Below are 26,746 nucleotides of genomic sequence, written 5' to 3'. Positions count from 1 at the left end.
GGAGGTCCGGGTCGCGGGGCGGTCAGAAGACCGACTCGGCCTCGTACATGCGGTTCTCGGGGACGGTCTTCAGCGCGGTGACGGCCGAGGCCAGCGGGGCCATCACGATGTCGGTGCCGCGCAGTGCGGTCATGTTGCCGAAGTCGCCGCGGTGGACGGCCTCGACGGCGTGCCAGCCGAAGCGGGTCGCGAGGACGCGGTCGTACGCGGTGGGGGTGCCGCCGCGCTGGACGTGGCCGAGGATGACCGGGCGGGCCTCCTTGCCCAGGCGCCGCTCCAGCTCGACCGCGAGGCGGTTGCCGATGCCGGCGAAGCGCTCGTGACCGTACGCGTCGATCGCGCCCTTCTCGTACGGCATGGAACCCTCGGCCGGGTGCGCGCCCTCGGCGACGCAGATGACGGCGAACTTCTTGCCGCGGGAGAACCGTTCCTCCACCATCTTCACCAGGGCGTCCACCTCGAACGGGCGCTCCGGCAGGCAGATCCCGTGGGCGCCGCCGGCCATGCCGGACTCCAGGGCGATCCAGCCCGCGTGGCGGCCCATGACCTCGACGACCATGACGCGCTGGTGCGACTCGGCGGTGGTCTTGAGGCGGTCGATGGCCTCGGTGGCGACCATGACGGCGGTGTCGAAGCCGAAGGTCCGGTCGGTGGAGGAGATGTCGTTGTCGATGGTCTTCGGTACGCCGACGACCGGCATCCCGGCGTCCGACAGCATCCGGGCGGCGGTCAGGGTGCCCTCGCCGCCGATCGGGATGAGGGCGTCGATGCCGTACCGCTTCGACAGTTCCTGCGCGTTCTCGGCGGCCTCGTGCAGGCGGGCGCGCTCCATGCGGGCGGAGCCGAGGATCGTGCCGCCGCGGGCCAGGATGCCGCTGACCTCGTTGATGTCGAGTGGGCGGAAGTTGCCGTCGAGGAGGCCCTTGAAACCGTCCTCGAACCCGATGACCTCATCCCCGTGCCCGACCAGGGCACGGTGTACGACCGACCGGATGACAGCGTTGAGGCCCGGACAGTCGCCGCCTGCGGTGAGAACTCCGATACGCATCGTGCTGTGTCTCCTGCCGTACATATGAAGGGCGTAATGGTGAAGCCTGTCCGATTGTTCCACGGGCCCGGGGGGCCGCGCGCCTTCTGCTGCTCCGCCTCCCGGGCCTTTCGGCCCCTCCGGCCAGGCCTTTTCCCGGGGGGCGCCCTATCCAGCGGCAGAGGTATTGTCAAGAGGCCAAGCCAGACTAAACAGACATTCACAGCAAGGGACGGAGAGCACGCGTGACGCGCAGCGTGTACGTGACCGGCATCGAGCGGGGGGACGGCCGCCAGGTCGTCGAGCTGGGGATCATGGAGCTGCTGACCCGGCAGACGGGCCGGGTCGGCGTCTACCGCCCGTTGCTCCACGACGGACCGGACCGGCTCTTCGATCTGCTCAAGGCCCGCTACCGGATCGATCAGGACGCGGCGACCGCCTACGGCATGGAGTACGACGAGGCCTCGGTGATCCTCGCCGAGAAGGGCACCGACGAGCTGGTCTCCCGGCTGGTCGACCGCTACCACCGGGTGGCCCGCGACTACGAGGTCATGCTCGTCCTCGGCACCGACTACGCCGACACCAACCTGCCCGACGAGCTGGCGCTCAACGCCCGCCTCGCCAACGAGCTGGGCGCGGTCGTCGTTCCCGTCGTGGGCGGCACCAAGCACCCCGCCGAGGCCGTGCGCGCCGAGGTCCGCAACGCCTACCGCGCCTACGAGAGCCTGGGCTGCCACGTCGTCGCGATGGTCGTCAACCGGGTGGCCGCCGAGGACCGCGACCTCATAGCCGGGCGCCTGGCCGCCAGGCTCCCCGTGCCCTGCTACGTGCTGCCGGACGACAAGTCGCTGTCCGCCCCGACCGTCGCCGAGATCACCCGCGCGCTCGGCGGCGAGGTGCTCCTCGGCGACGAGGCCGGGCTGGCCCGCGACGCGCTGGACTTCGTCTTCGGCGGCGCCATGCTGCCGAACTTCCTGAACGCCCTGACCCCCGGCTGTCTGGTCGTCACCCCCGGGGACCGCTCCGACCTGGTCATCGGGGCGCTGGCCGCGCACACCTCGGGCACCCCGCCGATCGCCGGCGTGCTGCTCACCCTGAACGAGCGCCCGGGCAAGGACATCCTGACCCTGGCCTCCAAGCTGGCGCCGGGCACGCCCGTGGTGTCGGTGGCCGGCAACAGCTTCCCGACCGCCGCCGAACTGTTCTCGCTGCAGAGCCGGTTGAACTCCGCGACCCCGCGCAAGCTGGAGACCGCGCTCGGCCTGTTCGAGCGGCACGTGGACACCGCCGAGCTGCGCGACCTGCTGTCGGTGGCCCGCTCGGAGCGCGTCACCCCGATGATGTTCGAGCACGAGCTGCTGGAGCGGGCCCGTTCCGAGCGCCGCCGCGTGGTGCTGCCCGAGGGCACCGAGGAGCGCGTGCTGCGGGCCGCGGACGTGGTGCTGCGCCGGGGGGTCTGCGACCTGACCCTGCTGGGCGAGGAGCCGGCGATCCTGAAGAAGGCCGCCGACCTCGGCATCGACATCTCGGGCGCACAGCTCATCGACCCGGCGACCTCCCCCCTGCGGGAACGTTTCGCCGAGTACTACGCCAAGGTCCGCGCCCACAAGGGCATGACCGTCGAGCTGGCCAACGACGTGGTCACCGACGTCAATTACTTCGGCACCCTCATGGTTCAGGAGGGCCTGGCCGACGGCATGGTCTCCGGCTCGGTGCACTCCACCGCCGCGACCATCCGCCCGGCCTTCGAGATCATCAAGACCAAGCCGGAGGCCTCGATCGTCTCCTCGGTCTTCTTCATGTGCCTGGCCGACCAGGTCCTCGTCTACGGCGACTGCGCGGTCAACCCGGACCCGAACGCCGAGCAGCTCGCCGACATCGCCGTCCAGTCGGCCGCCACCGCCGCCGCCTTCGGCGTCGAGCCGCGGATCGCGATGCTCTCGTACTCGACCGGCACCTCGGGCAGCGGCGCGGACGTGGAGAAGGTCCGCAAGGCCACCGAGCTCGTCCGCGAGCAGCACCCCGAGCTGGCCGTCGAGGGCCCGATCCAGTACGACGCGGCCGTGGAGCCCTCGGTCGCCGCGACCAAGCTGCCCGGGTCCGAGGTGGCCGGCCGCGCGAGCGTGCTGATCTTCCCCGACCTCAACACCGGCAACAACACGTACAAGGCCGTGCAGCGCTCGGCGGGCGCCGTGGCGGTCGGCCCGGTGCTCCAGGGTCTGCGCAAGCCGGTCAACGACCTCTCGCGCGGCGCACTCGTCCAGGACATCGTCACCACGGTGGCCATCACCGCGATCCAGGCCCAGGGCGCGCCGGCGCCCACCGCCTGACCCCTCCCACCGCACCACGACCGCGACAAGGAAAGACCTCCACCGTGACCGCATCGCGCGTACTCGTCCTCAACTCCGGCTCCTCGTCGGTCAAGTACCAGCTCCTCGACATGGCGGACCGCTCGCGGCTCGCCGTGGGCCTGGTGGAGCGCATCGGGGAGGAGACCTCCCGGCTGGTGCACGAACCGCTGGCCGGGCCGGGCGCCGCCGGCGGCAAGCGGGAGACGGCCGGCCGGATCGCCGACCACGGGGCGGCGCTCCGGGCCGTCGCCGCGGAGCTGGCCGCCGACGGGATGGGCCTGGACTCCCCCGAACTGGCCGCGGTGGGGCACCGGGTGGTGCACGGCGGGACGAGGTTCACGCAGCCGACCGTCATCGACGACGAGGTGCTGACGGAGATCCGCAACCTGATCCCGCTGGCCCCGCTGCACAACCCGGCGAACGTGACGGGCATCGAGGTGGCGCGCGAGCTGCGCGGGGACATCCCGCAGGTGGCCGTCTTCGACACGGCCTTCCACTCCACGATGCCGGAGTACGTGGCGCGGTACGCGATCGACGCCGCGACGGCCGAGAAGTACGCCATCCGGCGGTACGGCTTCCACGGCACCTCCCACGCCTACGTCTCCCGGGCGACGGCCGCGCTGCTGGGGCGGCCGGTGGAGGACGTGAACGTGATCGTGCTGCACCTGGGCAACGGCGCCTCGGCCTCGGCCGTCCGCGGCGGGGTGTGCGTGGAGACGTCCATGGGCCTGACCCCGCTGGAGGGTCTGGTCATGGGTACCCGTTCAGGCGATCTGGATCCGGCGGTCGTCTTCCACCTGGCGCGGGTGGGCGGCCTCTCGGTGGATGAGATCGATTCGCTCCTGAACAAGAAGAGCGGTCTGCTGGGCATGTGCGGCGACAACGACATGCGCGAGGTGCTGCGGCGGGCGGGCGAGGGCGACGAGGCGGCGCGGCTCGCCTTCGCGGCGTACGTCCACCGCCTGAAGAAGTACATCGGCGCCTACTCGGCGGTGCTCGGCCGGGTGGACGCGGTGGTTTTCACGGCCGGGGTCGGCGAGAACGCGCACCAGGTCCGGGAAGCTGCGGTGGAGGGCCTCGCAGAGCTGGGGCTCGCCCTGGACCCGGAGGCCAATGCCGTGCGCTCCCCGGAGCCGCGGCTGGTGTCGCCGGAGTACGCACGGGTGGCGGTGGCCGTGGTCCCGACGGATGAGGAACTGGAGATCGCCACCCAGGCGTACGCCCTCGTTACCGTTACTCAGTAGCCGCGTCTTGGACTTTCCACCAGACGGAATATTCCGCTACGAAACAAACCGATAGGATCCAGTCATGCGCCGTTCCAAAATCGTCTGCACGCTGGGCCCCGCCGTCGACTCGTATGAGCAGCTGAAAGCGCTCATCGAGGCAGGTATGAACGTGGCCCGATTCAACTTCAGCCACGGATCCCAGGCAGAACACCAGGAGCGGTACGACCGCGTCCGGAAGGTCTCCGAGGACACCGGGCGCGCGGTCGGCGTCCTCGCCGACCTCCAGGGTCCGAAGATCCGTCTGGAGACCTTCGCCGAGGGTCCCGTCGAGCTGGTGCGCGGTGACGAGTTCACCATCACCACCGAGGACGTCCCGGGTGACAAGTCCATCTGCGGCACCACCTACAAGGGTCTGCCGGGCGACGTCTCCAAGGGCGACCAGATCCTGATCAACGACGGCAACGTCGAGCTCCGGGTGACCGAGGTCGAGGGGCCGCAGGTCAGGACCATCGTCATCGAGGGCGGTGTCATCTCGGACCACAAGGGCATCAACCTGCCGGGTGCGGCCGTCAACGTCCCCGCCCTGTCGGAGAAGGACGTCGACGACCTCCGCTTCGCCCTGCGGATGGGCTGCGACATGGTCGCCCTGTCCTTCGTCCGCGACGCCAACGACGTCAAGGACGTCCACAAGGTCATGGACGAGGAGGGCCGCCGGGTCCCCGTCATCGCCAAGGTGGAGAAGCCGCAGGCGGTCGAGAACATGGCGGCCGTCGTCGCCGCCTTCGACGCCGTGATGGTGGCCCGTGGCGACCTGGCCGTCGAGTACCCGCTCGAAAAGGTCCCGATGGTCCAGAAGCGCCTCATCGAGATGTGCCGCCGCAACGCCAAGCCGGTGATCGTCGCGACCCAGATGATGGAGTCGATGATCACCAACTCCCGCCCGACGCGCGCGGAGGCGTCCGACGTCGCCAACGCGATCCTCGACGGCGCGGACGCGGTCATGCTGTCGGCCGAGTCCTCGGTGGGCGCCTACCCCATCGAGACCGTCAAGACGATGTCGAAGATCGTCACGGCGGCCGAGGAGGAGCTCCTCTCCAAGGGCCTCCAGCCGCTGGTCCCGGGCAAGAAGCCCCGTACCCAGGGCGGCTCCGTCGCCCGCGCGGCCTGCGAGATCTCGGAGTTCCTCGACGGCAAGGCGCTCATCGCCTTCACCCAGTCCGGTGACACGGCCCGCCGCCTGTCGCGCTACCGCGCCACGCAGCCGATCCTGGCCTTCACCACGGACGTGAACACCCGCAACCAGCTCTCGCTGAGCTGGGGCGTCGAGTCGTACGTCGTCCCGCACGTGGACAACACCGACGCGATGGTCGACCTGGTGGACGGCGAGCTGCTCAAGCTGGGCCGCTACAACGAGGGCGACACCGTGGTCATCACCGCCGGCTCGCCCCCCGGCGTCCCGGGCACCACCAACATGGTCCGGGTCCACCACCTGGGCGGCGCCGCGCGCGACTGACGTCGTATCCGTCGCTTGAACTCTGCCGCACAGAGACCGAGGGCGGCACCCCGATCCTGAGAAGGATCCGGGGTGCCGCCCTCGGTGCTTGGCGGGGCCGGGTCAGTCCACCGGATCCGCCCAGACCTCGGTCCCGACGTCGATCCCGCCGTCCTCGACGACGCACTCGTCGTAGCCGAGCCTCTCGCCGAGATCCTGGTACCGCGCGAGTCGGGGTTCGCCGATCGTGATCTGGTAGGCCTTCAGGACCCTCAGGAGCATCCTGAACCCCAGATCCGGATCAACGTCCGTCACCGTCCTCCCCAGCGTGCGCACCACGTCCGGCACCCCGTAATGCGGGTGCCCCTCGACGGAGCGCACGGCGGCGGCGACGGACCCGACCTCGGCCAGCACCTCGTCCGCGAAGGACGCCGCCGGGGCGGGGCCCGCCGGGACGACCGCGAAGGACGGATCGTCCTGCCGGATCCGCTCCGCGCAGACGTCCGCGACCCGCCCCAGCCACGCCCGCCCCTCGACGCCGAAGAAATCAGGCCGGTAGGAGCGCTTCGAGGCCGCGCACCACAGGATGTCCACCTCCCTGGAGGAGAGGTCCGACTCCAGCACGCGTAGCGCGTCCTCCAGGAGGGTGGGGGCGTACGCGCCGTCACCCCAGTCGGCGACGGCCGCCACGATCTCCAGCGGAGTCGTGCCGGAACTCCATCCGGCGTCGACCATCCTGGTGAGACCGCTGAGGCCGAAGTCGATGTAGAACTGCTTCCGGTCGTCTCTCATCGGCGTCAGTCCACCGGGTAGGCGGAGTAGACCATGTATCCCTTGTGCGAGGACCTCTTCAATACGATGGTCACCGTGTTCCCCGCGTCTCGCACGTCCCCATTGGCCTTGTAGATCTTGCCGAGCGAGCCCGGAGTGTCAAGCCGCACCGTGATCGACAGGTGATGCGCGGCATTGTTCGAGTCCACCGGAGTCTTCTGCATCCACTTCTGCAGCTGCTTCCTGTGCGCCTCGCTGGAGTGCCACTTCTTGAACGCCGCGTCCACGGACTTCTGCGCGGTGTCGAAGTCCGTCCACAGGGAGGACTCGCCCCGGCTGGTCTCCGGGTGGTCCTGAAGGTCCTTCTTCGCCTTGTCGACCGCCTCCTGGGGCGTGGGGTCCACGTGGTCCTTGATGGTGTGGGCTCCGCGGTCTCCCTCGTGCAGCCTGAGGTTCAGGCAGTTGTGGACCAGGACGTCCCGTGGGAGGTCTCCCTCCGTGCGCACGAAGAAGCTGTGGAGTCCGTCGACCGTGATGTCGTGGACCCTGCGCGTCCCGGTCACGGGAAGCTCGTTCAGCGAGGTCACCGTACGGACCGAGCCGTCCGGTTCTTGCAGCTGGTCGCCCGTTCGCAGGTCGGCGGCCACGGTCCAGCCGCGTCCGACGACGAAGAACTTGTGCCCCGGTGTGGTGCTCAGTGTGCCGGTGCCCGCCACCTCGACGCTCAGCAGACGGCCTGCGTCGTGCTGGAAGGTGTCCGTCACCCGCTGGGGCCGGACGGTCCCGGTCACCGGACCGCCCGCCATGACCAGATCGTTCTCGCGCACCTGGTTGATGGGCTTGTACGTACCGTCCGCCATCAGCACGGGGGTCGCGGCGGGGAAGCTGTTCGTAGCGCAGCTGGTGAGCGCGTCGATGGCCGCGTCCGCCTCACGTTCGAGGGCGGCGACCGTGCTCGGATCCATCTCGGCCTTCGCCGCCAGCGCCCTGGCGTCCGCCAGGCCCACGCCCGTCCTCATGACGGCGCGGTAGGCCAGCATCGAGTCCATCAGGAGTTCCAGGCGCTTCTGCTTTGCTCCCATGGCCAAGTCGATGCCCACCGACGTGCACGCTTTAAAGTCGCCCTTGGCACAGTTGAAGTAGTCGTCCGTGACCATGTGCCAGAGGGTCTTCAGGAACATCTTGTCGAAGATGAGGGCGAGCTCCAGCCGGCTGAAGTACACGTCCTTGTAGTACGTCTGCAGGCCCATGTTCTCGGCGTGCATCCAGGTCACGTACTCGGCCGGGCAGTTCGCCTCGGTCACGTTCTCCGGGGCCGCCGGGTCCGTGCACAGGTAGAAGTCGAGCGTGAGGTTGTAGGTCAGCTTGAACTTGACCCAGCAGCCGTCGAAGCCGATGTCCAGGACGCACTTGTTCTGGTCGACCGGGTCGCCGATCGGTTCGATCTTGGAGCGCGTGAACACGCCCTTGAAGCCGGTCACACCGCCCGAGGCGATGGCATCGCGGCTCTTCTGGTTCTCCGCGCGGGTCGCCGCGTCCTGTGCCTCCTTCGCCGCTTCCTGGGCCCGGGTCGCCGCCGCCTCCGCCGTCTTGGCATCGGTCTCGGCCTTGGTCGCCACCGTGTTCGCGGTGGTCGCGTCGGCCTCCGCCGCCGTTGCCGCCTTACGGGCCGAGGCGGCGTCGCGCTCCGCGTCCGTGGCGGCCGCGTCCGCGGCGGACGCGTAGGTGCCCGCCGTGGTGGCCGCGCTCTGGGCCGCCGCAGCGTCCTGCGTGGCCTGCCGGTTGTACTCGACCGTCCTGGTCTCGGCGGCCTTCGCGGCCTTCGCCGCCTTCGCCGCCTCGTTGGCGGAGGCCTGTGCGGCCTGCGCCGACTTGGCCGCCTTGGCAGCCCAGTCGGCCGCCTGCAGCGCGGCCTCCGCCGCCGCCTTCGCGTCCGCGTCCGCCTGCTCGGCGAGCTTCTTCGCCTCGGCCGCCGCCTTGGCCGCCTGGTCCGCCTTGGCCTGGGCCAGGGCTGCCTGCTGTTCCGCCGCCGTCTTCGCGGCCTGACCGGTCAGCACGGCCAGACCCGCCGAGGAGTCGGTCTCCTTGTACGGAGAACCCAGCTCGATGGCGTCGTTGGCCGGCTTGACCACCTGCATAGCCGACTCACTTGCGGCCACGGCCGCCTGGGCCGTGGAGAAGGCAAACCCGGCCGTACGGATGGATTCGGCTCCGGCAGCCACCGCTTCACTGCGGGCCACCGAGGCATCCGTCTTGGCCTTCTCCGCCTGCTGGTGGGCCGTCTCCGCCTGCGACTTCGCGGTGATCGCGTTCCACTTGGCCGCGTCCGACGCGTCGATGGCATCGGCCGCCGCCGCGTGGGCCTTCTGCACCGCGGCTTCGGTGACCGCGACGTCCCTCTTGGCCGCGTCCGCCGCTGCCTGGGCGCGCTTGGCCGCCCCGTGGGCCCGGGTCGCCGCCGCTCTCGCGTTGGTCGCGGCCTCGGTCGCCGTGTCCGCCTCGGCGCGTGCGGCCGTGGCCGCCGCGCCCGCGTTGTCGGCGGCGGTACGTGCGGCGGTGGCCGCGGTACGGGACCCTTCGGCCGCGCTCGTGCCCTCGTCGGCTGCGGCCTTGGACTCCTTGGCGTAGGCCTTGGCCTCCAGGGCGTCACGCTGCTGTTCCGCGTCGATCGCCTTGTTCCGGGCCGTCACGGCCTTCTTCTCGGCGTCGACCGCGTCCTTCATCTTGTTCTCGGCGGTGGTTCCCGCGGTCTGCGCCGCGGTCAGCTGGTTGCCCGCCTCGGTCCGCTGGGTCTGCGCCCTCGCTTCCGCCGTCGCGGCCTTCGCCCGCTCCGATTCGGCGAGTTCCTTCTGCGTCTTGGCGTAGTCCCGCTCGGCCTCGGCCTTCTCCCGCTTGGCCTTCGCGTCCTGGGCCGCGGTCTTGGCCTCCTTCTCCGCGTTCTCCGCCTTGACCTGCGCCGCCTTCGCCTTCGCGGCGTTCTCCGCGGCCTTCACCGCCTGCGCCGCAGCGCCCTCCGCCGAGGCCTTCGCCTGGGCGGCGGCCTCTTCGGCGGCCTTGCGCCGGAACTCCGCCTTCGAGGCGTGCGCCTGCGTCATGGCCAGCGAGTTCAAGGTCTTGCTGTCGGCTGCCGAGGCACGCGTCGCGTTCAGCGCGGTCTCGGTGGCCTTGGCCGCCGCCTGGGCCGCGGCGGCGGACGCCTTCGTGATCTGCGCGGCCTGCTGTCCGTAGAGCAGGCCACGGCCACGGGGCAGACCGGCCTTGTCGGCGATGGTGTACGCGGCGCTCTGCGCGGCCGTCACCTTTCCGGCCTGGGCCTGGGCATCCTGGGCGGCGCGAGAGGCGACGTACAGCCGCCCGGTCGCGCGGGCCTGGGCCTGCTCGATCCCCGTGCGGGCCTTGGTGAACTCACTCGCCGGCGGCCGTCCGCTGCCTGCCGGAACCTTCAGGAAGTGCGCCTCCCAGTCGGTCAGCCGGCTCGCGATCATGGACTGGCCGAGTGCCTCGGCCATGGCCTGCGCGGCGATCTGCAGGTCCTTGGAAGCGGCCTGCTCGGCACCGAGGATGATGTCGCGCTGGGTGTTCTGGCCCGCGATCTCGGTCTGCCACTCCTGGGCGGCGACGGCCACCTCGGCGTTCAGGACCTTGTGCGGGTCGATCGGGTTGCGCGTCGCGCAGGAGGCGAAGCGCGCCTTCAGCTGCTCCACGTCGATCCGGAACTCCATCGAGTCCAGGTCCGGGGCCTTGGTGGGGAAGCCGCCGTTCTGCAGGAAGATGCGGGCGTCGTCGGCGTACATGGGGGTGGACCCCGCCATGTGCCATTCCCACTCTTTGCGGTCCTCGTAGTTCGCGGAGGTCTCCGGGTAGTAGCGGGCCTTCGCGATCTTGGTGGCCGCGTCGACGGACTCCTTGCCGGCCAGCGGGTGGGTATCCGTGTAGAAGTCGCCCTCACCCGTCCAGAACCGGTCCGCGATCCAGCCTCCGTAGCCCGTCTCCATGAAGATGGTCGGGTTGTCCGGTGGCCACTGGAACCCCGCGTTCGTGTAGCCGGGCGGGATGTCGTGCATGTAGAGAGAGGCCTGCCAGGCCTTCCTGCGGTCGTCCATCTCGGTGAACTTGGCGTTGGCCGCGGCATGGTCCTTGCCGTACGCCGCCGACAGCGGCGTTCCGTCCCAGTAGTTGCGCGCCGCGGCGGCGAGCAGCTCGGGCTCGGTTCCCTTCAGTCCCTTTCGGGCGACGGACTTCATCTCCGCGCCGCCCTTGCGGAGCACGTTGCCGAGCAGGCACTGGGCCTCGCGGACCTTCTGCGCCGCCTCCAGGTCGTAGGGGGCGGGCTCTGCGGCGGCGGCCGAGCGCAGGCCGTCGAGGGGCTGCACCCCGCTGCCGGTGAGCGTGACGGCCGCGGCGGTGGCCACGGCCGTGGTGGTCAGGAAGCTCGTCCAGTTGCCGAAACGACGGCGTCTGGGCGGCTGTGCGTTCGTGCGCATACCCGTATCAGCCGTTCTGCTCAGAAGAGGACATCGAAGGCGGCCCAGCCCGAGGTGCCGATCTGCACCCGGGGGGCGAAGGGGGCGGCGGCGTTGCCGGTGCCCTTGAACAGCCACAGTGCGCCCGCGGTATCGGCCCCGATCAGGTCGGTCTTCCCGTCGCCGTCGGTGTCGCCCGCGGAGGCGAGTGTCTTGTACGCCTCCCAGCCGGTGCCCACGACGTACCGCGTGCCGACCACGGCGTCCACGGTGGCCGCGCCCGTACCGGCGTAGATGGTGAGCGTGCCGTCGCTGGAGCGGGCGAGGACGTCGGGCTTGCCGTCGCCCGTGTAGTCGCCGCGGCCCACGAGCGTCATGCCGTTCCACCCGGTGCCGACCCTGATCCGGGCCGCGAGGGTGCCGTCGGGCTTGCCCTGGTACAGCCAGAGGTCGCCGGCGGCATCCCGGGCGATCAGGTCCACGTCGGCGGAACCGCCCATGTTCCCCACCGAGACGATCGTGTTGTAGATGTCCCAACCGCCGCCGACGACCTTGGTGTCGTTGCCGTGCTCGGCGGTGTAGTAGAGCGTTCCGGCCGCACGGTGGTAGAGGTCGTTGCCCCGGCCGCCCTCCGAGACGTTGGCCTGGACGAGTGCGGTCGCGTCGCCGAAGCCACCGCCCAGCTCGTAGGCGGACTTCAGGCCGCCCGTACCGTTCGGCTCGTACGCCCGGAGCTTGCCGGTGCTCGCGTTGCGCGCGAGGAGCGGGAACGTCTTCAGGGGCGGGCCCACGGGTTGGGCCCCTATGGAGCCGGCGTTGGCGGTCCTGTCCCCCCAGAGCGGTGGCGCCGCACCGGACACCCCGACCGCGACGGCGGCCAGCACCAGGCCGATCGCGCCGATCACCGCCCGGCGCGCCGAGCGGTTCATGGTTTGCAGCATCGAATTGTGGTTCCTCACGGGAGTCACGAGCGGCGGGCGTGCCACAGGCACACCGAAGAGCTCGGAATTCCCCCCTGAGACAGCCGACGCACCGCGTTCGACAGCGGTGGTGTCACGCTACTCGAATGTGTAACTCCTGTGAAGATCAATAGAGTTGGTCGCCCCATAGCGGACGGCCCGCCCCTCGGACCGAGGGGCGGGCCACCGCAGGTACAGCCGGTCAGCCGAAGTGGTACGCCTACTCCGGCGGGCCGATGTAGTTCTTCAGGCCCGGGACGGTCAGGGTGCCGCCGAACTGGCCGGCCTGGACGACCTTCACGTCCGTGAAGAACGCGAACGGGACGTTCAGCGGCGGCGGGCTGTTCGGGGTGAACTCGATCGGGATCAGGCCGAAGAGGTTGCCCTTGAGGCTCTCGGTGTACATCGTCACCGTGCCGCCGCGGATCTTGGACGTGGAGCCCGGACGGGACTTCAGGTGGGCGACGTTCCCCTCCTTGCCGACCGTCTGGTACAGGTCCTTGATGTCCAGCGAGTCCGCGGTGAACTTCAGGACCTTCTTGGTCTTGCCGCCGGCCGTCTTGACCTCGACGATGCCGTGGTAGTCCAGGCCGTAGAGGGTCAGCAGGGAGCTGTCCAGGTACCAGGGCTCGTCCGGCAGGAGCGGGACGCCCTGCTCCAGCTCGGCGTCGGCCAGCGCCTTGGCGTCGTAGGTCGGGCAGGGGAAGGGTTCCTTCCCGTCCGCGTCCTTCGTCTCCTCCGACGTGGACTTGTCGTCGGCCTTGTCCTCGCCCGTCTCGTCCTTCGGGGTCTTGGCGGTGTCCTTGACCTCGTCGGACAGCTCCTTGACGTCGACGCCGGCGTTCTTCGCCGCGTCGCGGATCGCGTCCGCCGCCGGGTCCGGGGTCGGGGCCGGGGCAGGCGTCTGCGGAGCGGTCGTGGAGGGCGCGGGCGTCGGGGTCGCCTTCGTCTGCGCGTCCTTGATCGGATCGACGAGGCCCTTGAGCGCGTCGCCGATACCGAGCGGGTCCAGCGGGTTCGTCGTCTTGGTCGGCGACGGAGTGGTGGACGGGGTCGTCTTCGGCACCGGGGCGTCGGCCTGCGTGTCCGCCGCGGGCTTGGTCGCCGACGGGGACGGGGAGGTGCTCGGCTTCGGCTTCGCGGACCCCGACGCGGACGGCGAGGGGCTCGCGCTGGCCGACGCGCTCGGCGAAGGGGACGCGGAAGGCGTAGGGGACGCCGACTCGGCGGGCTCGTCGGACCGCGTCACACACGGCCCGGGTGCGAAGGGGATGTCCTTCTCGTCGGCCACGGCCAGCTTCGGCGCCATGCCCATCCCGACGAACACGGCCGTCGGCATGGCCGCCAGCGCCATCGTCTTGCCGACGGGTATCTGGAGCTTGTTCAGCAGCGATTTCCTGGGTGCCGCGTGCCGCGGTCCCTTGATCTCGCGGGACTCTGCGCCTGGGGCCACGCCCCGCTGCGTCTCGTCACCCCGCACTGTTCCTCCCGCCATCGGCGTGGGCAGTCGTCTCGCTCGCGTATGCCGTTTCCGTCTCGCGGGGTCCGGGGATGCCCTGGGGACCCGCCGTCGACTCCGCCTTGCCCATGTCCACCGCGGTCGGACTCTGGTCGGCCGGGTCCTCTTCCACCGGCTGGCCCGGAGCCCAGGCCAGCGCGAGCGCGCCGCCGAGCATGGAGCAGATGAAGCCCATGAAGAAGCCGCCGAGGTTGGACACCGGCAGCGAGACCAGGGCCAGCAGGATCGCTGCGACACCGGCGAAGACGCGGATGGCCTGCTGGAACCAGAGGGCCAGGCCCAGCGTGATCAGCAGTACGCCGATGATCAGCGCGCCCGCGCCACCCGTGGTGGCCATCGCCAGACTGACGTTGCCCAGCCGGAGGTCCGCGTACGGGAAGTACGCGATCGGGAAGCCGCCGAGAAGCGTGAAGAGCCCGGCCCAGAACGGACGGCGGCCGCTCCACGCGTGGAAGCGGTAGTACACCGCGGTGAGCCAGGCGTCGTCTTCGGCGCGAACGTAAACCGGGGCCTGGGGGTTCATGGACAACAGCTCCCTGGAAACGGTGGTACTTGAGAACTCTGTGGAGCCCGGACGGGCGGCGACGAGTGCCGTCACCCGCCCGTCCGGTCACGCATCAGGACGGATCAGTCCTTGATGTCCTGGTAGCACGGCTGGTCGCCACCGAGCAGACGCAGCTTGAGGTCGGGCAGCTTGAAGGTGCCCGCCGTCGTCGCCCACGCCTTCTGACGCACGTTCGTCAGGATCGCCTTGTCCGCGCGCTGCGAGAACGCGTACGGGCTGGCGACCGTGCCGGCCTGCGGCTTCGTCTTGTGGCTCGCGTCGCCGACGGCGACACCGATGTCCAGGTTCTTGAACTCGGCGTCGGTGTCGAGCTCGGCAACATCCAGGTAGATGTTGTCGGCGATGGCCGGCTTGCCCTTGTGGCCGGTGCGCAGCTGCAGCGTGATGTTGCCCAGCGGCGTCGGGGTCACCAGGGACTGGCACATGTTGGTGATCTCGGCGTGGCTGAACCCGGAGATGGTGACCGGGTGATGCTGCGCGTTGCCCTTGAGGTCGTGACCCTCGGCAATGCCGCCGTACTGGATGAGGTTGTCACCGTCGAGCTTGTCGGCCGAGACCTTGAAGTCCTGGCCGGAGACGCTGAAGGACGCCGCGAGGGCACCCTGCGCCAGACCCACACCGACCGCGGCCGTGGCCGCGATGCTCGGCACCATGACGAGCGCGAAGCGCTTCCATCTGGTCCCGCCACGAACCTGAGAACTCATTTTCGTTCCTCCTTCTCGGACGTACATCTCCGGTCCGGGCCGTACCCGTCCTGGGATGGGAGAAGTGCTACGTCCTCGGGAAGGAGCGCAGGCGGCCCGGCCGCGGCTGTGCCACGTCCCGTACACCGGCGATCACCCCCGAGCGACAACCACTGGGCCACGCGTTCGCGCAACCTGGAGGACAGGCCCTGCCGTGTGGCAGAGACCCCCCTGTCCCACGGCCGGTGCCACTGCCACCGGCCGGCTCGGTGGGGACCCTCCACCGCGGCTCCGGATGAGCGGCTCTGCGGGAAGGACCGAGCGTCGCCGATCGTGGTCCATTCCCGGCCGGGGCACAAGGGGGTTCGTTACTGGCGGGTAACGGCCAGATAACCGGGGTACTGCCTCCTGTCGTCGGGCAGCAACACAGGGTGTCACCGAGGGCCACGACAGAACGGGGGAAGTATGAACACACCGGACAGTTCACGGGGTTCGGCTTACTGCGAGTAACAGCGGCCGCGATTACCAAGTTTTGGCAAAGTGCGGCCGCTGTTCGTCTACGTGTCAATAAATCGCCGGTGGTCCGCCGGCCTGCGCGGCGCCTGTCGACGCCGCGTTTCGGCGGCCTCTAGAACAGCACCCGCGCCAGCGCCGTACGCGCCGCCGACACCCGTGGGTCGTCCGCGCCGATGACCTCGAACAGCTCCAGCAGGCGCAGGCGTACGGCGTCCCGGTCCTCACCGAACGTCACGCGCACGGTGTCCACCAGGCGCCCGAAGGCATCCTCCACGTGCCCGCCGACCAGGTCGAGGTCGGCCGCGGCGATCTGCGCCGCCGGGTCGCGCGGGTTCTCGGCCGCCGCGGTGCGCACGGCCTGCGGGTTCATGTCCTGGACCCGGACGAGGAGTTCCGCCTGGGCCAGGCCCAGCTTGGCCTCGGTGTTGCCCGGGTCGTCGGAGAGCACGTTCTTGTACGCCTGCACCGCGCCGCCCAGGTCTCCGGCGTCGAGCGCGGCGACCGCCGCCTCCAGCAGGGCGTCGTACGGACCGGCCGGGACCTCGGCCTCGGCGGCCGGGGCCACGCCCTCGGCGGTCGGGTCCACCTCGATGCCGATGATCCCGAAACGCTCCTCGGCGACCTGGACCAGCTGGGCGAGGGTCTCACGGATCTGCTGCTCGGGCGCCACGCCCTGGAACAGCGGCAGCACCTGGCCGGCGACCACGGCGAAGACGGCCGGGATGCCCTGGATGCCGAACTGCTGCATCAGCGTCTGGTTGGCGTCCACGTCGACCTTGGCCAGCACGAGGCGGCCGTTCGCCTCGACGGTCAGGCGCTCCAGGAGCGGGCTGAGCTGCTTGCACGGCTCGCACCACTCGGCCCAGAAGTCCAGGACGACCGGGACCTCGGCGGAGAGCTGGAGCACATCGCGTTCGAAACCGGCCTCGTCTACGTCGATCACGAGGGCCGACGGGGGCACGGCGCCGGCGGCCGGGACGGCCCCGCCGCCCTGTGCCGCCTGCCGTGCCGCTTCGGCGCGGGCCTGCTCGGCCTTGGCCTTGGCCTCGCCGGCCGCCTTCACCGCGGCGAGGTCGACGACGCCGCTCATGGACATGTTTCTGGGCTGCATGCGTACATCCTCCCCCGTGTGCGCGCGCCGACGAAAAAGATCGCGAGAATTTGCCTCGCCGCGACCGTCAAAACGTTGCGGCGCCGGGTCCCCACCTGGCGCCAGTAGCTCTTCGCGTGGTTGTCGCTCTTACGCTACGAGTCGTAGCGTAACTCCTCCCGGCCCCGCGGCGCGCGGTGATCTGAACCACAGCGGCCCGGTCGGCTACCGACGGGTATGGTCTCGGCCATGCGCAACCCCAGCCCTGGCCGGACCGGCCGCCCCCGCAGCGCCGCCGCGGACGCCGCCATCCTCGCCGCGACGCGGGACGCGCTGGTGGAGCTGGGCTGGTCGAAGCTGACGATGGGCGACGTCTCGGCCCGGGCCGGGGTGGCCAAAACCACCCTCTACCGGCGCTGGGCGGGCAAGAACGAGCTGGTCGTGGACGCGGTGGCGGAGCTCTTCGACGCGCTGGAACTCCCCGACCGCGGCTCCCTCGAAGCCGACATCGAGTACGTGGTCCTGCAGTTCGCGGAGCTGCTGCGGCGCCCGGAGGCCCGTACGGCCCTGATGGCGGTGGTCGCGGAGTCCACCCGGGACGAGGCCCTGCGCGACCGGATCCGGTCGGCCATCGTGGACCGGCAGAAACGTCTCGTCGTACTGGGGCGCGAGCGGGCCCAGGCGCGCGGGGAACTCCCGTACGAGGAAGACGAGTCCCTCGCGGGCCGCACCACCGACCTGATCTTCGACGTGATCGCGGGCACGGTGGTGCACCGCGCGCTGGTGAGCTCCGAACCGGTGGACGAGCTCTGGGTGTCCACCTTCACGGCGCTGCTGATGCACGGCCTCCAGGGCCCGTCCCTGACCTGACCTGACCTGGCCCTGACCTGACCGGCCTGGCCTGGCCTGGCCCGGCCTGACCGGTTCCGCTCGCCCGTCCCGCGTTCAGAAGGTCCAGGCCCCCGAGCGGCGCCGGGATTCCCGGACCTGCTCCGCCAGCGCGGCGGCCCGGGGGTTGTCCCCCGGCCAGGGCCGTCGGCGGCCCGGCCAGCTCGCCCAGCGCAGCGCGTCCGCCTCCTCCGCGGGCCGCAGCCCGGCCGCGACGAGAGCGCCCCGGGCCACCTGCGCCCCGGCCGTGCGGTAGCCGATGTCACGGGCGTCCGGCCAGTAGACGCCGCCGTCGGTGATCAGGACGGCGGCCGCCACCCCGTCCAGCCCCACCTCGATGCCGTCACGCACCGCCGCGAGGAACTCGGCGGGCAGCCGCTCCTCCGAGGCCAGGTTCAGGATCTCGGTCCCTTCCGGCCCCGGCGGCTCGAAGTCGGCGACGACATAGGCGTAATGGCCGCCGCAGCCGCCCTTGTTCATCACCACGCGCGCGCTGACGCCCCGTACGGATGCAGAAAGGCCGGTCATGAAGCCCACGGTACGGGCGCCACGACCGGCCGTTCCGGCGGACGGGGGGTCAGAAGCCGGGCGGCTCGGTGTAGGTGCCCCACTCCTCGCGGAGCACGTTGCAGATCTCGCCCAGCGTGGCCTCGGCCCGCACCGCGTCCAGCATGGCCGGGATCATGTTCGACCCGTCCCGGGCGGCGTCCAGCATCGCGGCCAGCGCGCCGGACACCTTGGCGTCGTCGCGCCGGCCCTTGCGCTCGGCCAGCTCCCGTACCTGTACCTTCTCCACCTCGTGGCTGACCCGCAGGATCTCCAGGTCCCCGGTGACGGACCCGTGGTGGACGTTGACGCCGACGACCCGCTTGTCGCCCTTCTCCAGCGCCCGCTGGTACTGGAAGGCCGACTCGGCGATCTCCCCGGTGAACCAGCCGTCCTCGATGCCGCGCAGGATGCCCGAGGTGATCGGTCCGATGGGGTGCTGCCCGTCGGGGTGGGCGCGCAGCCCGCGCTCCCTGATCTGCTCGAAGATCTTCTCGGCGTCCGCCTCGATGCGGTCGGTGAGCTGCTCGACGTACCAGGAACCGCCCAGCGGGTCGGCCACGTTGGCGACCCCGGTCTCCTCCATCAGCACCTGCTGGGTGCGCAGGGCGATCTCGGCGGCCTGCTCGCTGGGCAGCGCGAGGGTCTCGTCGAGGGCGTTGGTGTGGAGGGAGTTCGTGCCGCCGAGGACGGCCGCGAGGGCCTCGACGGCGGTGCGCACGACGTTGTTGTACGGCTGCTGGGCGGTGAGGGAGACCCCGGCGGTCTGCGTGTGGAAGCGCAGCCACATGGACTTCTCGCTCGATGCTCCGTAGACCTCCTTCATCCAGCGGGCCCAGATCCGGCGGGCGGCGCGGAACTTGGCGATCTCCTCGAAGAAGTCGAGGTGCGCGTCGAAGAAGAAGGAGAGGCCGGGCGCGAAGTGGTCCACGTCCATGCCGCGCGAGAGCCCGAGCTCCACGTAGCCGAATCCGTCGGCGAGGGTGTACGCGAGCTCCTGCGCGGCCGTCGCCCCGGCCTCGCGGATGTGGTAGCCGGAGACGGACAGCGGCTTGTAGGCCGGGATGCCCTTCGCGCAGTACTCCATGAGGTCGCCGATGAGGCGCAGGTGCGGCTCGGGCTCGAAGAGCCACTCCTTCTGGGCGATGTACTCCTTGAAGATGTCGGTCTGGAGCGTGCCATTGAGGAGGGCGGGGTCCACGCCCTGACGCTCGGCGGCGACCAGGTACATGCAGAAGGCGGGCACGGCGGGGCCCGAGATGGTCATCGAGGTGGTGACGTCGCCGAGCGGGATGTCCCTGAAGAGGACCTCCATGTCGGCGGCGGAGTCGATGGCGACCCCGCAGTGGCCGACCTCGCCGAGGGCGCGGGGGTCGTCGGAGTCACGCCCCATGAGGGTGGGCATGTCGAAGGCCACGGAGAGCCCGCCGCCGCCGGCGGCCAGGATCATCTTGTAGCGCTCGTTGGTCTGCTCGGCGTTCCCGAACCCGGCGAACTGCCGGATGGTCCAGGTCCGGCCGCGGTAGCCGGTGGCGTGCAGGCCACGGGTGTACGGGTACTCGCCCGGCCACCCGATCCGCTCGAATCCCTCGTACGCGTCGCCGGGCCGGGGCCCGTAGACCGGATCGACGGCATCGCCGGAGAGCGTGGTGAAGTCGGCCTCGCGCTTGCGGGCCTTGTCGTAACGGGCCTGCCAGCGAAGGCGGCCTTCCTCGATGGCGTCTGCGTCCATACCCATGAATTTACTAGGACGTCCTAGTAAATGTCGATGGCAAACCCCCGGGGAGATGCCCCGGGGGTGGCGAGGATCAGGCCTCGGAGGTCGCGAGACCCTCGCTGACCAGCGGCTCGACCTCGGCGCGGACCTTGCGCTCGACGAAGAACGCGGCCAGCGGGATCGTGCCCGACGCGAGGACCCAGAGGAGCTTGCCGAACGGCCACCTGGCCTTGGAGCCCAGGTCGAAGGCGAAGACCAGATAGACCATGAAGAGGACACCGTGGGCCTGCGAGACCGCGAAGGTCAGGTCGGCGCCGGTGTCGAAGCCGTACTTCGCCACCATGCAGGCACAGAGGATCAGGAGCATGACCGCGGTCACGTAGGCCATGACGCGGTAGCGGGTCAGCACGCTTCGTTTCATGCGGACGAGCCTAACCGTCCGTTTTGAGCGATCTTTACCCGGGCTTACTTCTCCTCGAAGTCCGCGGCGGCCACCCGCAGCGGGCGCAGCAGCGCGAAGATCTCCGCGCACTCCTCCGCGTCGTACGCGCCGAGGCCGAAGTCGATCTCCATCAGGTCCCGGGTGGCGGCCTCGACGACCTCGCGGCCCTTGTCCGTGATGGAGGCGAGGGTGCCGCGGCCGTCGTTCGGGTTGGGCCGCTTGTCGACGAGACCGGACCGCACCAGCCGGTCCACGGTGTTCGTCACCGAGGTCGGGTGGACCATCAACCGCTCGCCGATCTTCGACATCGGCAGTTCGCCGGCCTTGGAGAAGGTGAGCAGCACCAGCGCCTCGTACCGCGCGAAGGTCAGACCGTACGGCTTGACCACCGCATCGACCTCGCCGAGCAGGATCTGGTGCGCCCGCATGATCGAGGTGATGGCGGCCATCGAGGGCACCGGCCCCCAGCGCTGCCGCCAGAGCTCGTCGGCGCGGGCGATGGGATCGAAGGGAAGGCTGAGCGGCTTGGGCACGGACCAGACCCTACCGGGCGGTCATTTGGCGGCGAGTCCCGTCTCACTCCTCGGCCGTTCCCGCTCCGCGGCGCGGGCGCAGGCGCGGAGTTCGACGAGGAGCAACAGGACGACGGCCGTGCCGAGGATCCCGGAGCCGGTGACGACCTGGTGCACGGGGAGGAACTCGGCGGCGAGGCCGGCCAGGGCCATGCCGACGCCCTGGAGCGTCATCAGACCGGTGCCGAGCAGGGTCATCGCGCGGCCGCGCAGCTCCTCGGGGACGGCGTCGAGGTACCACTGGTCGAGGCCGAGGGTGTAGGCGTGGGCCAGCCCTGCGAGCAGCAGCGCGGTGAGCGCGAGCGGTACGCCGGGCCGGGCGGCGTACAGCAGGAGCGGCAGCAGTCCGGCGGCCACGAGCGGGCCCGTGATCCGGGAACGCGTTCGGGCGGTGAGTGCGGAGCCCGCCCAGAGCTCACCGGCGATGGTGCCGACGGGCAGCGCGCACATCAGCAGCCCCAGCACCCCGGTCCCCGCGCCGAGGCCGGCGGCGTACGGGGCGAGCAGGGCCTCCGGTACGACGACGAAGACGGGCGGCAGCCAGAAGAGCAGGGTGAGCACCCGGATCCGGCGGTCCCCGAGGACGGCGCGCAGCCCGCCGAGCGGGGACTCGTGGGAGCCCCCGCGGGCGGGGCGGGCGCGGGTGCCGAGGCCCAGCAGGAGTGCGGAGCCCAGGAATCCGGCGGCGGTCAGGGCGATGGCCCCGCGCGGCGCGAGGACGGTGAGCAGCAGTCCGCCGAGGCCGAAGCCGATGAGCTGGGAGCTCTGGGCCACCATGCGCAGCAGGGATCGGCCGAGGACGAAGGCGTCGCCGGTGCCGAGGATGTCGGCGAGGGAGGCGGCGCGGGCGCCCTGGAACAGCGGCGCCACGAAGGCCGTCGCGCAGCGCAGTACGAGGAGCAGCGCGACGGGGGTGCCCGGCAGGGCCATGGCGGCGGCGCATGCCGCGCAGACGAGGTCGCAGCCGACGAGGACCCGCCGGGCGGGGTGGCGGTCGGCGACCCCGGCGAGCAGGGTGCCGCCGAGGGCGTACGGGAGGAAGCCGAGGGCGAAGGTGAGCGCGCTCATCAAGGGCGAGCCGGTGACGCGGTAGACGAGGACGGTGAGGGAGATCTCGGCGACGACCACGCCGAGTACGGAGAGCAGGTGCGCGGCGAAGACGGGGCGGAACTCCCTGATCCGGAAGACGGCCCGGTAGCCGGTGGAGGCGGGGGTGACGGTTGCCATGCCCGGCAGCTTCGCCGCGGCTACCGTGGGCCCATAGAGATTCGTCCCAGCACGAATCCGGCGCGCGTCGGCGCGAGGCCGACGCGGTCGGCGCGAGACCGGCGCGGGTCGACGCGAGACCGGCGCGGGTCGACGCGAGACCGGCGCGGGTCGACGCCAGGCCGACGCGGGTCGGCCCGAAGCCGGAGCCAGGCCGGCGCGGTCGGCGCGAAGCCGGCGCCAGGCCGGCGCGGGTCGGCCCGAAACCGGCGCCAGGCCGGCGCGGTCGGCCCGAAACCGGCGCGGGTCGGCGCGGGTGGGCCGGAAGCCGGCGCGAAGCCGGCGCGGATCGTCGACCGACGTGGAGGGGACGGGGAGCGGCGCGATGGGGTTCCACTACCGGTTCGGACCCGGCGACCTGCTGCGGTGCCGCTTCGCCGTGTCTCCGCGCTGGGAGACGCAGGAGGCGGTGCGGACCCTCCTGCGGCCGCACCGGCAGGCCTACCACCTGCCGTGGCTGCGGCAGGTCCGGGCTGCCGCCGAGGGGCTGGACCTGCGTCCGCTGTGGCTGCTGATGCCGCGGGCCGGGCACCATCCGGACTTCCTCAGCCCGTCGCCGCTCGGCCCCGCCGTCACCTTCGAGGAGGAGCAGGCGCGGGTGCGCGCCGCGGACCCGGAGGCGGCGCGCGAGGACCTGCGGCTCTCCCTGGTGTGCACCCCGGGCGCCCTGGAGAGCGACATCGGGCAGCGGATGCTCGCGGATCCGGCGCGGGCGGTACGGGAGTTGGCCGATCTCACCGAACGGGCCTGGGAGGCGCTGGTCGCCCCGCACTGGCCGCGGCTGCGCGGGCTGCTGGAGGCGGACATCGTCTTCCACTCGCGCCGCCTCGCGGCGGGCGGGCTGGAGGCGCTGTTCGACGGGCTCCACCCGGACCTGCGGTGGTACGAGGAGACGGCGACGCTGACCATCGAGCGGCCCGCGCACCACGACCGCTCGCTGGACGGGCAGGGGCTGCTGCTGATGCCGAGCGCCTTCGTCTGGCCGGAGGTGGTCGGCGGCTACGACCCGCCGTGGCAGCCGACGCTCGTGTACCCGGCGCGGGGCGTCGGCGCGTTGTGGACCGCCTCGACGGGACCGACCCCGCAGGCACTGGCCCGCCTGCTGGGCCGGGCGCGGGCCGACGTGCTGTGCGCCCTGCACGAACCGGCCTCCACCACGGCCCTGGCCCACCGGCTCGGGCTGGCCCCCTCCACCGTCTCGGCGCACCTGACCGTCCTGCACGCGGCGGGCCTGCTCGTCTCCGCCCGCCACGGCCACCAGGTCCTGTACGAGCGCACCCCGCTGGCCATCGCCCTCACCACGGGCGACCCGGCTCCCTGACCCGCCCGGTGTCGTACGGGGACGGCAACTGACCGTCGTGCCACGATATGCCGGTCCGCTATCCGCCCCTTCGCCCCTTCGCCCCGAGGAAGCAGGATGCCCCAGGCGCGGGGTCCGGGGCAGAGCCCGGCAGCGGCGCCGCACACGAAAAAGCGCCCCCGGCCGGGCAGGCCAGGGGCGCTGGGCGAGGACAACGGCGGCGGAGCACGGTTCCGTGCCGGCGCTGCGGCAAGCCCTTGGTCCTCAAGTTGGTGATGGCGTGTGCCGTGCCCGCAGGCACGTCCGGCGCACATCCGCCCGTTTTCAACCCTGGGGCGGACGCCCCTCCCCGGAGGTGGGGGGCTCGTTGCCGATCTGCTCGTTGAGCTTCTGCTGCGCCGTGTCGACCTGGCTCTGGTACTTGCTCCCGGTCTTCGCGTCGAAGGCATCTCCGGCCTTCTCGACTCCTTGGCGGGCCTGGTCAGGGTGTCCCTTGATCAGACCTTTGAGCTTGTCGAGCATGGACATGAGTCGTCCTCTCTACGGAATGCCTGTCGCTCCCAGCTTCTCCGCAAAGACCGGTGTCCGCACCCGGGGCGTCCGCAGACCGCGTCGGCGACCTGCTCCCCGGCCTCTTCGCCGACCCCCGGCGGGGTCACGGAGAGCGCGACGATCAGGCGTCGACCGCCGCACGCGCGCGGGCCGCGATCACGCTGTCGGCCTCGTCCCGCTTGAGCAGCCGGTCGCCGTACAGGCCGCCGAACGGCAGCAGCGCCAGCACGAAGAACAGGGCGACCTTCTTGACCGGCCACTTCGCCTTGTTCCAGACATCCAGCAGGAAGACCGCGTAGATGACGAAAAGGATCCCGTGGATGATGCCGAGCGGCATCATCAGGTAGTCGATGTCCGAGATCCGGCTCAACAGCGAGCCGAAGATCAGCAGAGCCGGGAACGACAGCGCCTCAGGGACGGAGATGAGGCGCAGCCGGTGCAGGGCGGAGGCGGTCTTGATGTCCACGGGGAACCTTCGGGGTGGATGTCAGGGCGTTCCAGTGTCTCAGCCGCTTTGCGGGATCTTGACCCCGGCCCCGCTCCACGGACGGCGGAAACGCCCCCGCGTGACGCCCGTTACCGCCCGGGTGTGGCGTATATCGGCCACGGGACCCTGTTCGCGCCCGCCCGCTGCCGATAACGTCATCCCGTGGCTCAGTTCCGACTCCAAGGCAGCAAGGTGCTCGCCGTCGACCTGACCGGGGATGCCGTGAAAGCGAAGAACGGCTCCATGGTCGCGTACGACGGGCAGATGGCCTTCAAGAAGATGACCGGCGGTGGCGAAGGCCTCCGCGGAATGGTGACCCGCCGGCTGACCGGCGAGCAGATGACCGTGATGGAAGTGCAGGGGCACGGCACCTGCTTCTTCGCCGACCGCGCGAGCGAGATCAATCTGGTCGATCTGCGCGGCGAGAAGCTCTACGTCGAGTCCAGCAACCTGCTGTGCACCGACGCGGGGCTGCGCACCGGCACGACCTTCACCGGTCTGCGCGGCGCGACAACGGGCAACGGCCTGTTCACCACGACCGTCGAGGGCTCGGGCCAGGCGGCGATCATGTCCGATGGCCCGGCGGTGGTGCTGCGCGTGAGCGCCCAGTACCCGCTCTCCGTCGACCCGGGGGCGTACATCGCGCACACCGGCAACCTCCAGCAGTCCTTCCAGTCCGGCGTCAACTTCCGCACGCTGATCGGCGAGGGCTCCGGCGAGTCCTTCCAGATCCGCTTCGAGGGCGAGGGCCTGGTGTACGTGCAGCCCAGCGAGCGCAACACCATCGGGGGCGACATCTGATGCCGTTCCGCGAGATCAACTCGAAGATGGTCGAGGCCCAGGTGATCCCCGGGCAGAGGATGTACAGCCAGCGCGGCGCGATGCTCGCGTACCGCGGCGAGGTCTCCTTCACCCCGAGCCTGACAGGCGGTCAGGGCGGGGTGATGGGCATGATCGGGCGCCGGGTGGCGAACGAGCAGACCCCGCTGATGACGGTCGAGGGCAGCGGCACCGTGATGTTCGGCCACGGCGGCCACCACATCCAGGTGATCAGCCTGACCGGCGAGACGCTCTACGTCGAGGCCGACCGGCTGCTGGCCTTCGACGGCACCCTGCAGCAGGGCACGATGTTCATGGGCTCGCAGGGCGGGGTCATGGGCATGGTCCGAGGCCAGGTGACCGGCCAGGGGCTGTTCACGACCACGCTCAAGGGTCACGGCGCGGTCGCCGTGATGGCCCACGGCGGGGTCATCGAGCTCCCCATCACCCCTCAGCGCCCGGTCCACGTGGACCCGCAGGCGTACGTCGCCCACCACGGGGACGTCCGCAACAAGCTCTCCACCGCGCTCGGCTGGCGGGACATGGTGGGGCGCGGCTCGGGTGAGGCGTTCCAGCTGGAGCTGTCCGGCCAGGGCGCGGTGTACGTACAGGCCTCGGAGGAGAAGCTGTGAACTTTGGCCCCGTGACGGGCGGACCCGGCGGCGCCGGCGGTCCAACGGTCTTCGACCCGTACACCCTGCCCTCCGACGACAACGTGAACGCGTACACCTTCTGCGTGGAGCTCAAGGGGAGCCAGTGGTTCCTGCAGAAGGGCAAGATGATCTCGTACTACGGGAGCATCGAGTTCAACGGCATCGGCAACGGCCGCTTCGACCGGCTGCTGCGCACCAGCTTCCACTCGCCGCTGCACGCGAGCGACTGGGTGGTCGCCGAAGGCCAGGGCAAGATGCTGTTGGCCGACCGGGCCTTCGACGTGAACTCGTACGACCTGGAGAACGGGAACCTGACGATCCGGTCGGGCAACCTGCTCGCGTACCAGCCCTCCCTCGCCCTGAAGCAGTCGATCGTCCCGGGCTTCCTGACGCTGATCGGAACGGGCAAGTTCGTGGCGGCGTCCAACGGGCCGGTGGTGTTCATGGAGCCGCCGCTGCGCGTGGACCCGCAGGCGCTGGTGGGCTGGGCGGACTGCCCCTCGCCGTGCCACCACTACGACCACGGCTACATGTCGGGCGTGATGGGCGGGCTGCGCTCGCTGACCGGCATCGGCGGCACCTCGGGCGAGGAGCACCAGTTCGAGTTCGTGGGGGCGGGCACGGTCCTGCTGCAGTCGTCCGAGATGCTGATGGCGGAGCAGGCGGTCGGCGCGGTCGGCGCCGGCGCGGCCGCGGGCAACGCGCAGGGCGTCCCGGGGGCCGGGGCGGGCCAGGGCCCGCTGGGGCAGCTGGGCGTGCCGCGGATGCCGGGGCAGCTGGGTGATCTCCAGCGCCGCTTCGGCCTGTGACCCGCCAGTCGCCCCATTTTTGTACGTAATTCA

Annotated in this window: 23 protein-coding genes; 8 read left to right on the top strand and 15 right to left on the bottom strand. The window is 70.8% G+C overall.

Annotation, left to right across the window (positions count from 1 at the left end):
- Nucleotides 1–22: 22 nt before the first annotated feature.
- Entirely contained in the window at nucleotides 23–1,048 is a 1,026-nt protein-coding gene (locus ACGFYQ_RS05985; protein ID WP_393740392.1) for an ATP-dependent 6-phosphofructokinase, read from the bottom strand.
- 224 nt (nucleotides 1,049–1,272) lie between these two features.
- Here ACGFYQ_RS05985 and pta point away from each other — a divergent pair, with 224 nt between their 5' ends.
- The 3 genes from pta to pyk all read left to right on the top strand — a co-directional run bounded on the left by pta (nucleotide 1,273) and on the right by pyk (nucleotide 6,117).
- Nucleotides 1,273–3,357 carry a phosphate acetyltransferase gene (pta, locus tag ACGFYQ_RS05980; protein WP_393740390.1) on the top strand — a complete coding sequence of 695 codons (2,085 nt, stop codon included), beginning with the start codon at nucleotides 1,273–1,275 and terminating at the stop codon, nucleotides 3,355–3,357.
- Between the two features lie 44 nt (nucleotides 3,358–3,401).
- Nucleotides 3,402–4,622, top strand: a complete 1,221-nt coding sequence (locus ACGFYQ_RS05975; RefSeq protein WP_393740388.1) for an acetate kinase — start codon at nucleotides 3,402–3,404, stop codon at nucleotides 4,620–4,622.
- Between the two features lie 64 nt (nucleotides 4,623–4,686).
- Nucleotides 4,687–6,117 (top strand): pyruvate kinase, encoded by a 1,431-nt coding sequence (pyk, locus tag ACGFYQ_RS05970; RefSeq protein WP_393740386.1) that lies wholly within the window; start codon nucleotides 4,687–4,689, stop codon nucleotides 6,115–6,117.
- Nucleotides 6,118–6,219: 102 nt separating this feature from the next.
- On the opposite strand, the gene ACGFYQ_RS05965 is transcribed toward pyk, so the two are convergent.
- The 7 genes from ACGFYQ_RS05965 to ACGFYQ_RS05935 form a co-directional block, all read right to left on the bottom strand.
- Complete coding sequence (locus ACGFYQ_RS05965) at nucleotides 6,220–6,888, bottom strand: hypothetical protein (protein ID WP_393740384.1); 669 nt, start codon at nucleotides 6,886–6,888, stop codon at nucleotides 6,220–6,222.
- A gap of 5 nt (nucleotides 6,889–6,893) precedes the next feature.
- On the bottom strand, nucleotides 6,894–11,351 hold the full coding sequence (locus tag ACGFYQ_RS05960) for a polymorphic toxin-type HINT domain-containing protein (protein WP_393740382.1): 4,458 nt from the start codon (nucleotides 11,349–11,351) through the stop codon (nucleotides 6,894–6,896).
- A gap of 20 nt (nucleotides 11,352–11,371) precedes the next feature.
- Nucleotides 11,372–12,271, bottom strand: coding sequence for an FG-GAP repeat domain-containing protein (locus ACGFYQ_RS05955; RefSeq protein WP_393740380.1), 900 nt, complete (start codon nucleotides 12,269–12,271; stop codon nucleotides 11,372–11,374).
- Nucleotides 12,272–12,509: 238 nt separating this feature from the next.
- Nucleotides 12,510–13,769, bottom strand: a complete 1,260-nt coding sequence (locus ACGFYQ_RS05950; protein ID WP_393740378.1) for a hypothetical protein — start codon at nucleotides 13,767–13,769, stop codon at nucleotides 12,510–12,512.
- Nucleotides 13,759–14,331, bottom strand: a complete 573-nt coding sequence (locus tag ACGFYQ_RS05945) for a DUF6114 domain-containing protein (RefSeq protein ID WP_393740376.1) — start codon at nucleotides 14,329–14,331, stop codon at nucleotides 13,759–13,761. The genes ACGFYQ_RS05950 and ACGFYQ_RS05945 overlap by 11 nt, the downstream gene beginning before the upstream one ends.
- A gap of 104 nt (nucleotides 14,332–14,435) precedes the next feature.
- Complete coding sequence (locus ACGFYQ_RS05940) at nucleotides 14,436–15,077, bottom strand: DUF6230 family protein (RefSeq protein WP_393740374.1); 642 nt, start codon at nucleotides 15,075–15,077, stop codon at nucleotides 14,436–14,438.
- 607 nt (nucleotides 15,078–15,684) lie between these two features.
- On the bottom strand, nucleotides 15,685–16,683 hold the full coding sequence (locus tag ACGFYQ_RS05935; RefSeq protein ID WP_393740372.1) for a tetratricopeptide repeat protein: 999 nt from the start codon (nucleotides 16,681–16,683) through the stop codon (nucleotides 15,685–15,687).
- 228 nt (nucleotides 16,684–16,911) lie between these two features.
- On the opposite strand from ACGFYQ_RS05935, the gene ACGFYQ_RS05930 reads away from it, so the two are divergent.
- The gene (locus ACGFYQ_RS05930) at nucleotides 16,912–17,532 is read left to right on the top strand and encodes a TetR/AcrR family transcriptional regulator (protein WP_393740370.1); all 621 of its coding nucleotides are present in this window, start codon (nucleotides 16,912–16,914) and stop codon (nucleotides 17,530–17,532) included.
- Between the two features lie 75 nt (nucleotides 17,533–17,607).
- Here the strand turns inward: ACGFYQ_RS05930 and ACGFYQ_RS05925 are convergent, their stop codons facing one another.
- The 5 genes from ACGFYQ_RS05925 to ACGFYQ_RS05905 all read right to left on the bottom strand — a co-directional run bounded on the left by ACGFYQ_RS05925 (nucleotide 17,608) and on the right by ACGFYQ_RS05905 (nucleotide 22,054).
- Nucleotides 17,608–18,078 (bottom strand): hypothetical protein, encoded by a 471-nt coding sequence (locus ACGFYQ_RS05925; RefSeq protein ID WP_393740368.1) that lies wholly within the window; start codon nucleotides 18,076–18,078, stop codon nucleotides 17,608–17,610.
- A gap of 49 nt (nucleotides 18,079–18,127) precedes the next feature.
- Nucleotides 18,128–19,828 (bottom strand): methylmalonyl-CoA mutase, encoded by a 1,701-nt coding sequence (locus ACGFYQ_RS05920; RefSeq protein ID WP_393740366.1) that lies wholly within the window; start codon nucleotides 19,826–19,828, stop codon nucleotides 18,128–18,130.
- Nucleotides 19,829–19,904: 76 nt separating this feature from the next.
- Nucleotides 19,905–20,234 carry a DUF3817 domain-containing protein gene (locus ACGFYQ_RS05915; RefSeq protein ID WP_393740364.1) on the bottom strand — a complete coding sequence of 110 codons (330 nt, stop codon included), beginning with the start codon at nucleotides 20,232–20,234 and terminating at the stop codon, nucleotides 19,905–19,907.
- Between the two features lie 44 nt (nucleotides 20,235–20,278).
- Nucleotides 20,279–20,788, bottom strand: coding sequence for a MarR family winged helix-turn-helix transcriptional regulator (locus tag ACGFYQ_RS05910; protein WP_393740362.1), 510 nt, complete (start codon nucleotides 20,786–20,788; stop codon nucleotides 20,279–20,281).
- A 21-nt stretch (nucleotides 20,789–20,809) separates the two neighbouring features.
- The gene (locus tag ACGFYQ_RS05905) at nucleotides 20,810–22,054 is read right to left on the bottom strand and encodes an MFS transporter (RefSeq protein ID WP_393740360.1); all 1,245 of its coding nucleotides are present in this window, start codon (nucleotides 22,052–22,054) and stop codon (nucleotides 20,810–20,812) included.
- Nucleotides 22,055–22,418: 364 nt separating this feature from the next.
- Between ACGFYQ_RS05905 and ACGFYQ_RS05900 the strand changes: the two genes are divergently transcribed.
- Entirely contained in the window at nucleotides 22,419–23,414 is a 996-nt protein-coding gene (locus tag ACGFYQ_RS05900) for a DUF5937 family protein (protein ID WP_393740358.1), read from the top strand.
- 303 nt (nucleotides 23,415–23,717) lie between these two features.
- Here the strand turns inward: ACGFYQ_RS05900 and ACGFYQ_RS05895 are convergent, their stop codons facing one another.
- The gene (locus ACGFYQ_RS05895; RefSeq protein ID WP_393740356.1) at nucleotides 23,718–23,921 is read right to left on the bottom strand and encodes an antitoxin; all 204 of its coding nucleotides are present in this window, start codon (nucleotides 23,919–23,921) and stop codon (nucleotides 23,718–23,720) included.
- A gap of 145 nt (nucleotides 23,922–24,066) precedes the next feature.
- Nucleotides 24,067–24,411 carry a DUF3817 domain-containing protein gene (locus ACGFYQ_RS05890; RefSeq protein WP_393740354.1) on the bottom strand — a complete coding sequence of 115 codons (345 nt, stop codon included), beginning with the start codon at nucleotides 24,409–24,411 and terminating at the stop codon, nucleotides 24,067–24,069.
- Nucleotides 24,412–24,594: 183 nt separating this feature from the next.
- On the opposite strand from ACGFYQ_RS05890, the gene ACGFYQ_RS05885 reads away from it, so the two are divergent.
- Genes ACGFYQ_RS05885 through ACGFYQ_RS05875 form a run of 3 tightly spaced genes read left to right on the top strand, consistent with a single transcriptional unit; the run spans nucleotide 24,595 to nucleotide 26,713 of the window.
- Complete coding sequence (locus ACGFYQ_RS05885; protein ID WP_328927704.1) at nucleotides 24,595–25,233, top strand: AIM24 family protein; 639 nt, start codon at nucleotides 24,595–24,597, stop codon at nucleotides 25,231–25,233.
- Nucleotides 25,233–25,883, top strand: coding sequence for an AIM24 family protein (locus tag ACGFYQ_RS05880; RefSeq protein ID WP_393740351.1), 651 nt, complete (start codon nucleotides 25,233–25,235; stop codon nucleotides 25,881–25,883). The genes ACGFYQ_RS05885 and ACGFYQ_RS05880 overlap by 1 nt, the downstream gene beginning before the upstream one ends.
- Nucleotides 25,880–26,713, top strand: coding sequence for an AIM24 family protein (locus ACGFYQ_RS05875; RefSeq protein WP_393740349.1), 834 nt, complete (start codon nucleotides 25,880–25,882; stop codon nucleotides 26,711–26,713). The genes ACGFYQ_RS05880 and ACGFYQ_RS05875 overlap by 4 nt, the downstream gene beginning before the upstream one ends.
- Nucleotides 26,714–26,746 lie beyond the last annotated feature (33 nt).

Origin of the sequence: Streptomyces sp. NPDC048258, assembly GCF_043201995.1 — a bacterium.
GTDB lineage: Bacteria > Actinomycetota > Actinomycetes > Streptomycetales > Streptomycetaceae > Streptomyces.
Note: the sequence above shows the minus strand (reverse complement) of the source record. Positions and strands in the feature narration are given on the sequence as shown.

Coding starts and splice junctions, on each gene's coding strand:
- ACGFYQ_RS05985 (WP_393740392.1), bottom strand. CDS start 1,048: ATGCGTATCGGAGTTCTCACCGCAGGCGGCGACTGTCCGGGCCTCAAC.
- ACGFYQ_RS05880 (WP_393740351.1), top strand. CDS start 25,233: ATGCCGTTCCGCGAGATCAACTCGAAGATGGTCGAGGCCCAGGTGATC.
- ACGFYQ_RS05925 (WP_393740368.1), bottom strand. CDS start 18,078: ATGACCGGCCTTTCTGCATCCGTACGGGGCGTCAGCGCGCGCGTGGTG.
- ACGFYQ_RS05955 (WP_393740380.1), bottom strand. CDS start 12,271: ATGCTGCAAACCATGAACCGCTCGGCGCGCCGGGCGGTGATCGGCGCG.
- ACGFYQ_RS05895 (WP_393740356.1), bottom strand. CDS start 23,921: ATGTCCATGCTCGACAAGCTCAAAGGTCTGATCAAGGGACACCCTGAC.
- ACGFYQ_RS05930 (WP_393740370.1), top strand. CDS start 16,912: ATGCGCAACCCCAGCCCTGGCCGGACCGGCCGCCCCCGCAGCGCCGCC.
- ACGFYQ_RS05940 (WP_393740374.1), bottom strand. CDS start 15,077: ATGAGTTCTCAGGTTCGTGGCGGGACCAGATGGAAGCGCTTCGCGCTC.
- ACGFYQ_RS05900 (WP_393740358.1), top strand. CDS start 22,419: ATGGGGTTCCACTACCGGTTCGGACCCGGCGACCTGCTGCGGTGCCGC.
- ACGFYQ_RS05915 (WP_393740364.1), bottom strand. CDS start 20,234: ATGAAACGAAGCGTGCTGACCCGCTACCGCGTCATGGCCTACGTGACC.
- ACGFYQ_RS05960 (WP_393740382.1), bottom strand. CDS start 11,351: ATGCGCACGAACGCACAGCCGCCCAGACGCCGTCGTTTCGGCAACTGG.
- ACGFYQ_RS05935 (WP_393740372.1), bottom strand. CDS start 16,683: ATGCAGCCCAGAAACATGTCCATGAGCGGCGTCGTCGACCTCGCCGCG.
- pyk (WP_393740386.1), top strand. CDS start 4,687: ATGCGCCGTTCCAAAATCGTCTGCACGCTGGGCCCCGCCGTCGACTCG.
- ACGFYQ_RS05945 (WP_393740376.1), bottom strand. CDS start 14,331: ATGAACCCCCAGGCCCCGGTTTACGTTCGCGCCGAAGACGACGCCTGG.
- ACGFYQ_RS05905 (WP_393740360.1), bottom strand. CDS start 22,054: ATGGCAACCGTCACCCCCGCCTCCACCGGCTACCGGGCCGTCTTCCGG.
- ACGFYQ_RS05965 (WP_393740384.1), bottom strand. CDS start 6,888: ATGAGAGACGACCGGAAGCAGTTCTACATCGACTTCGGCCTCAGCGGT.
- ACGFYQ_RS05920 (WP_393740366.1), bottom strand. CDS start 19,828: ATGGACGCAGACGCCATCGAGGAAGGCCGCCTTCGCTGGCAGGCCCGT.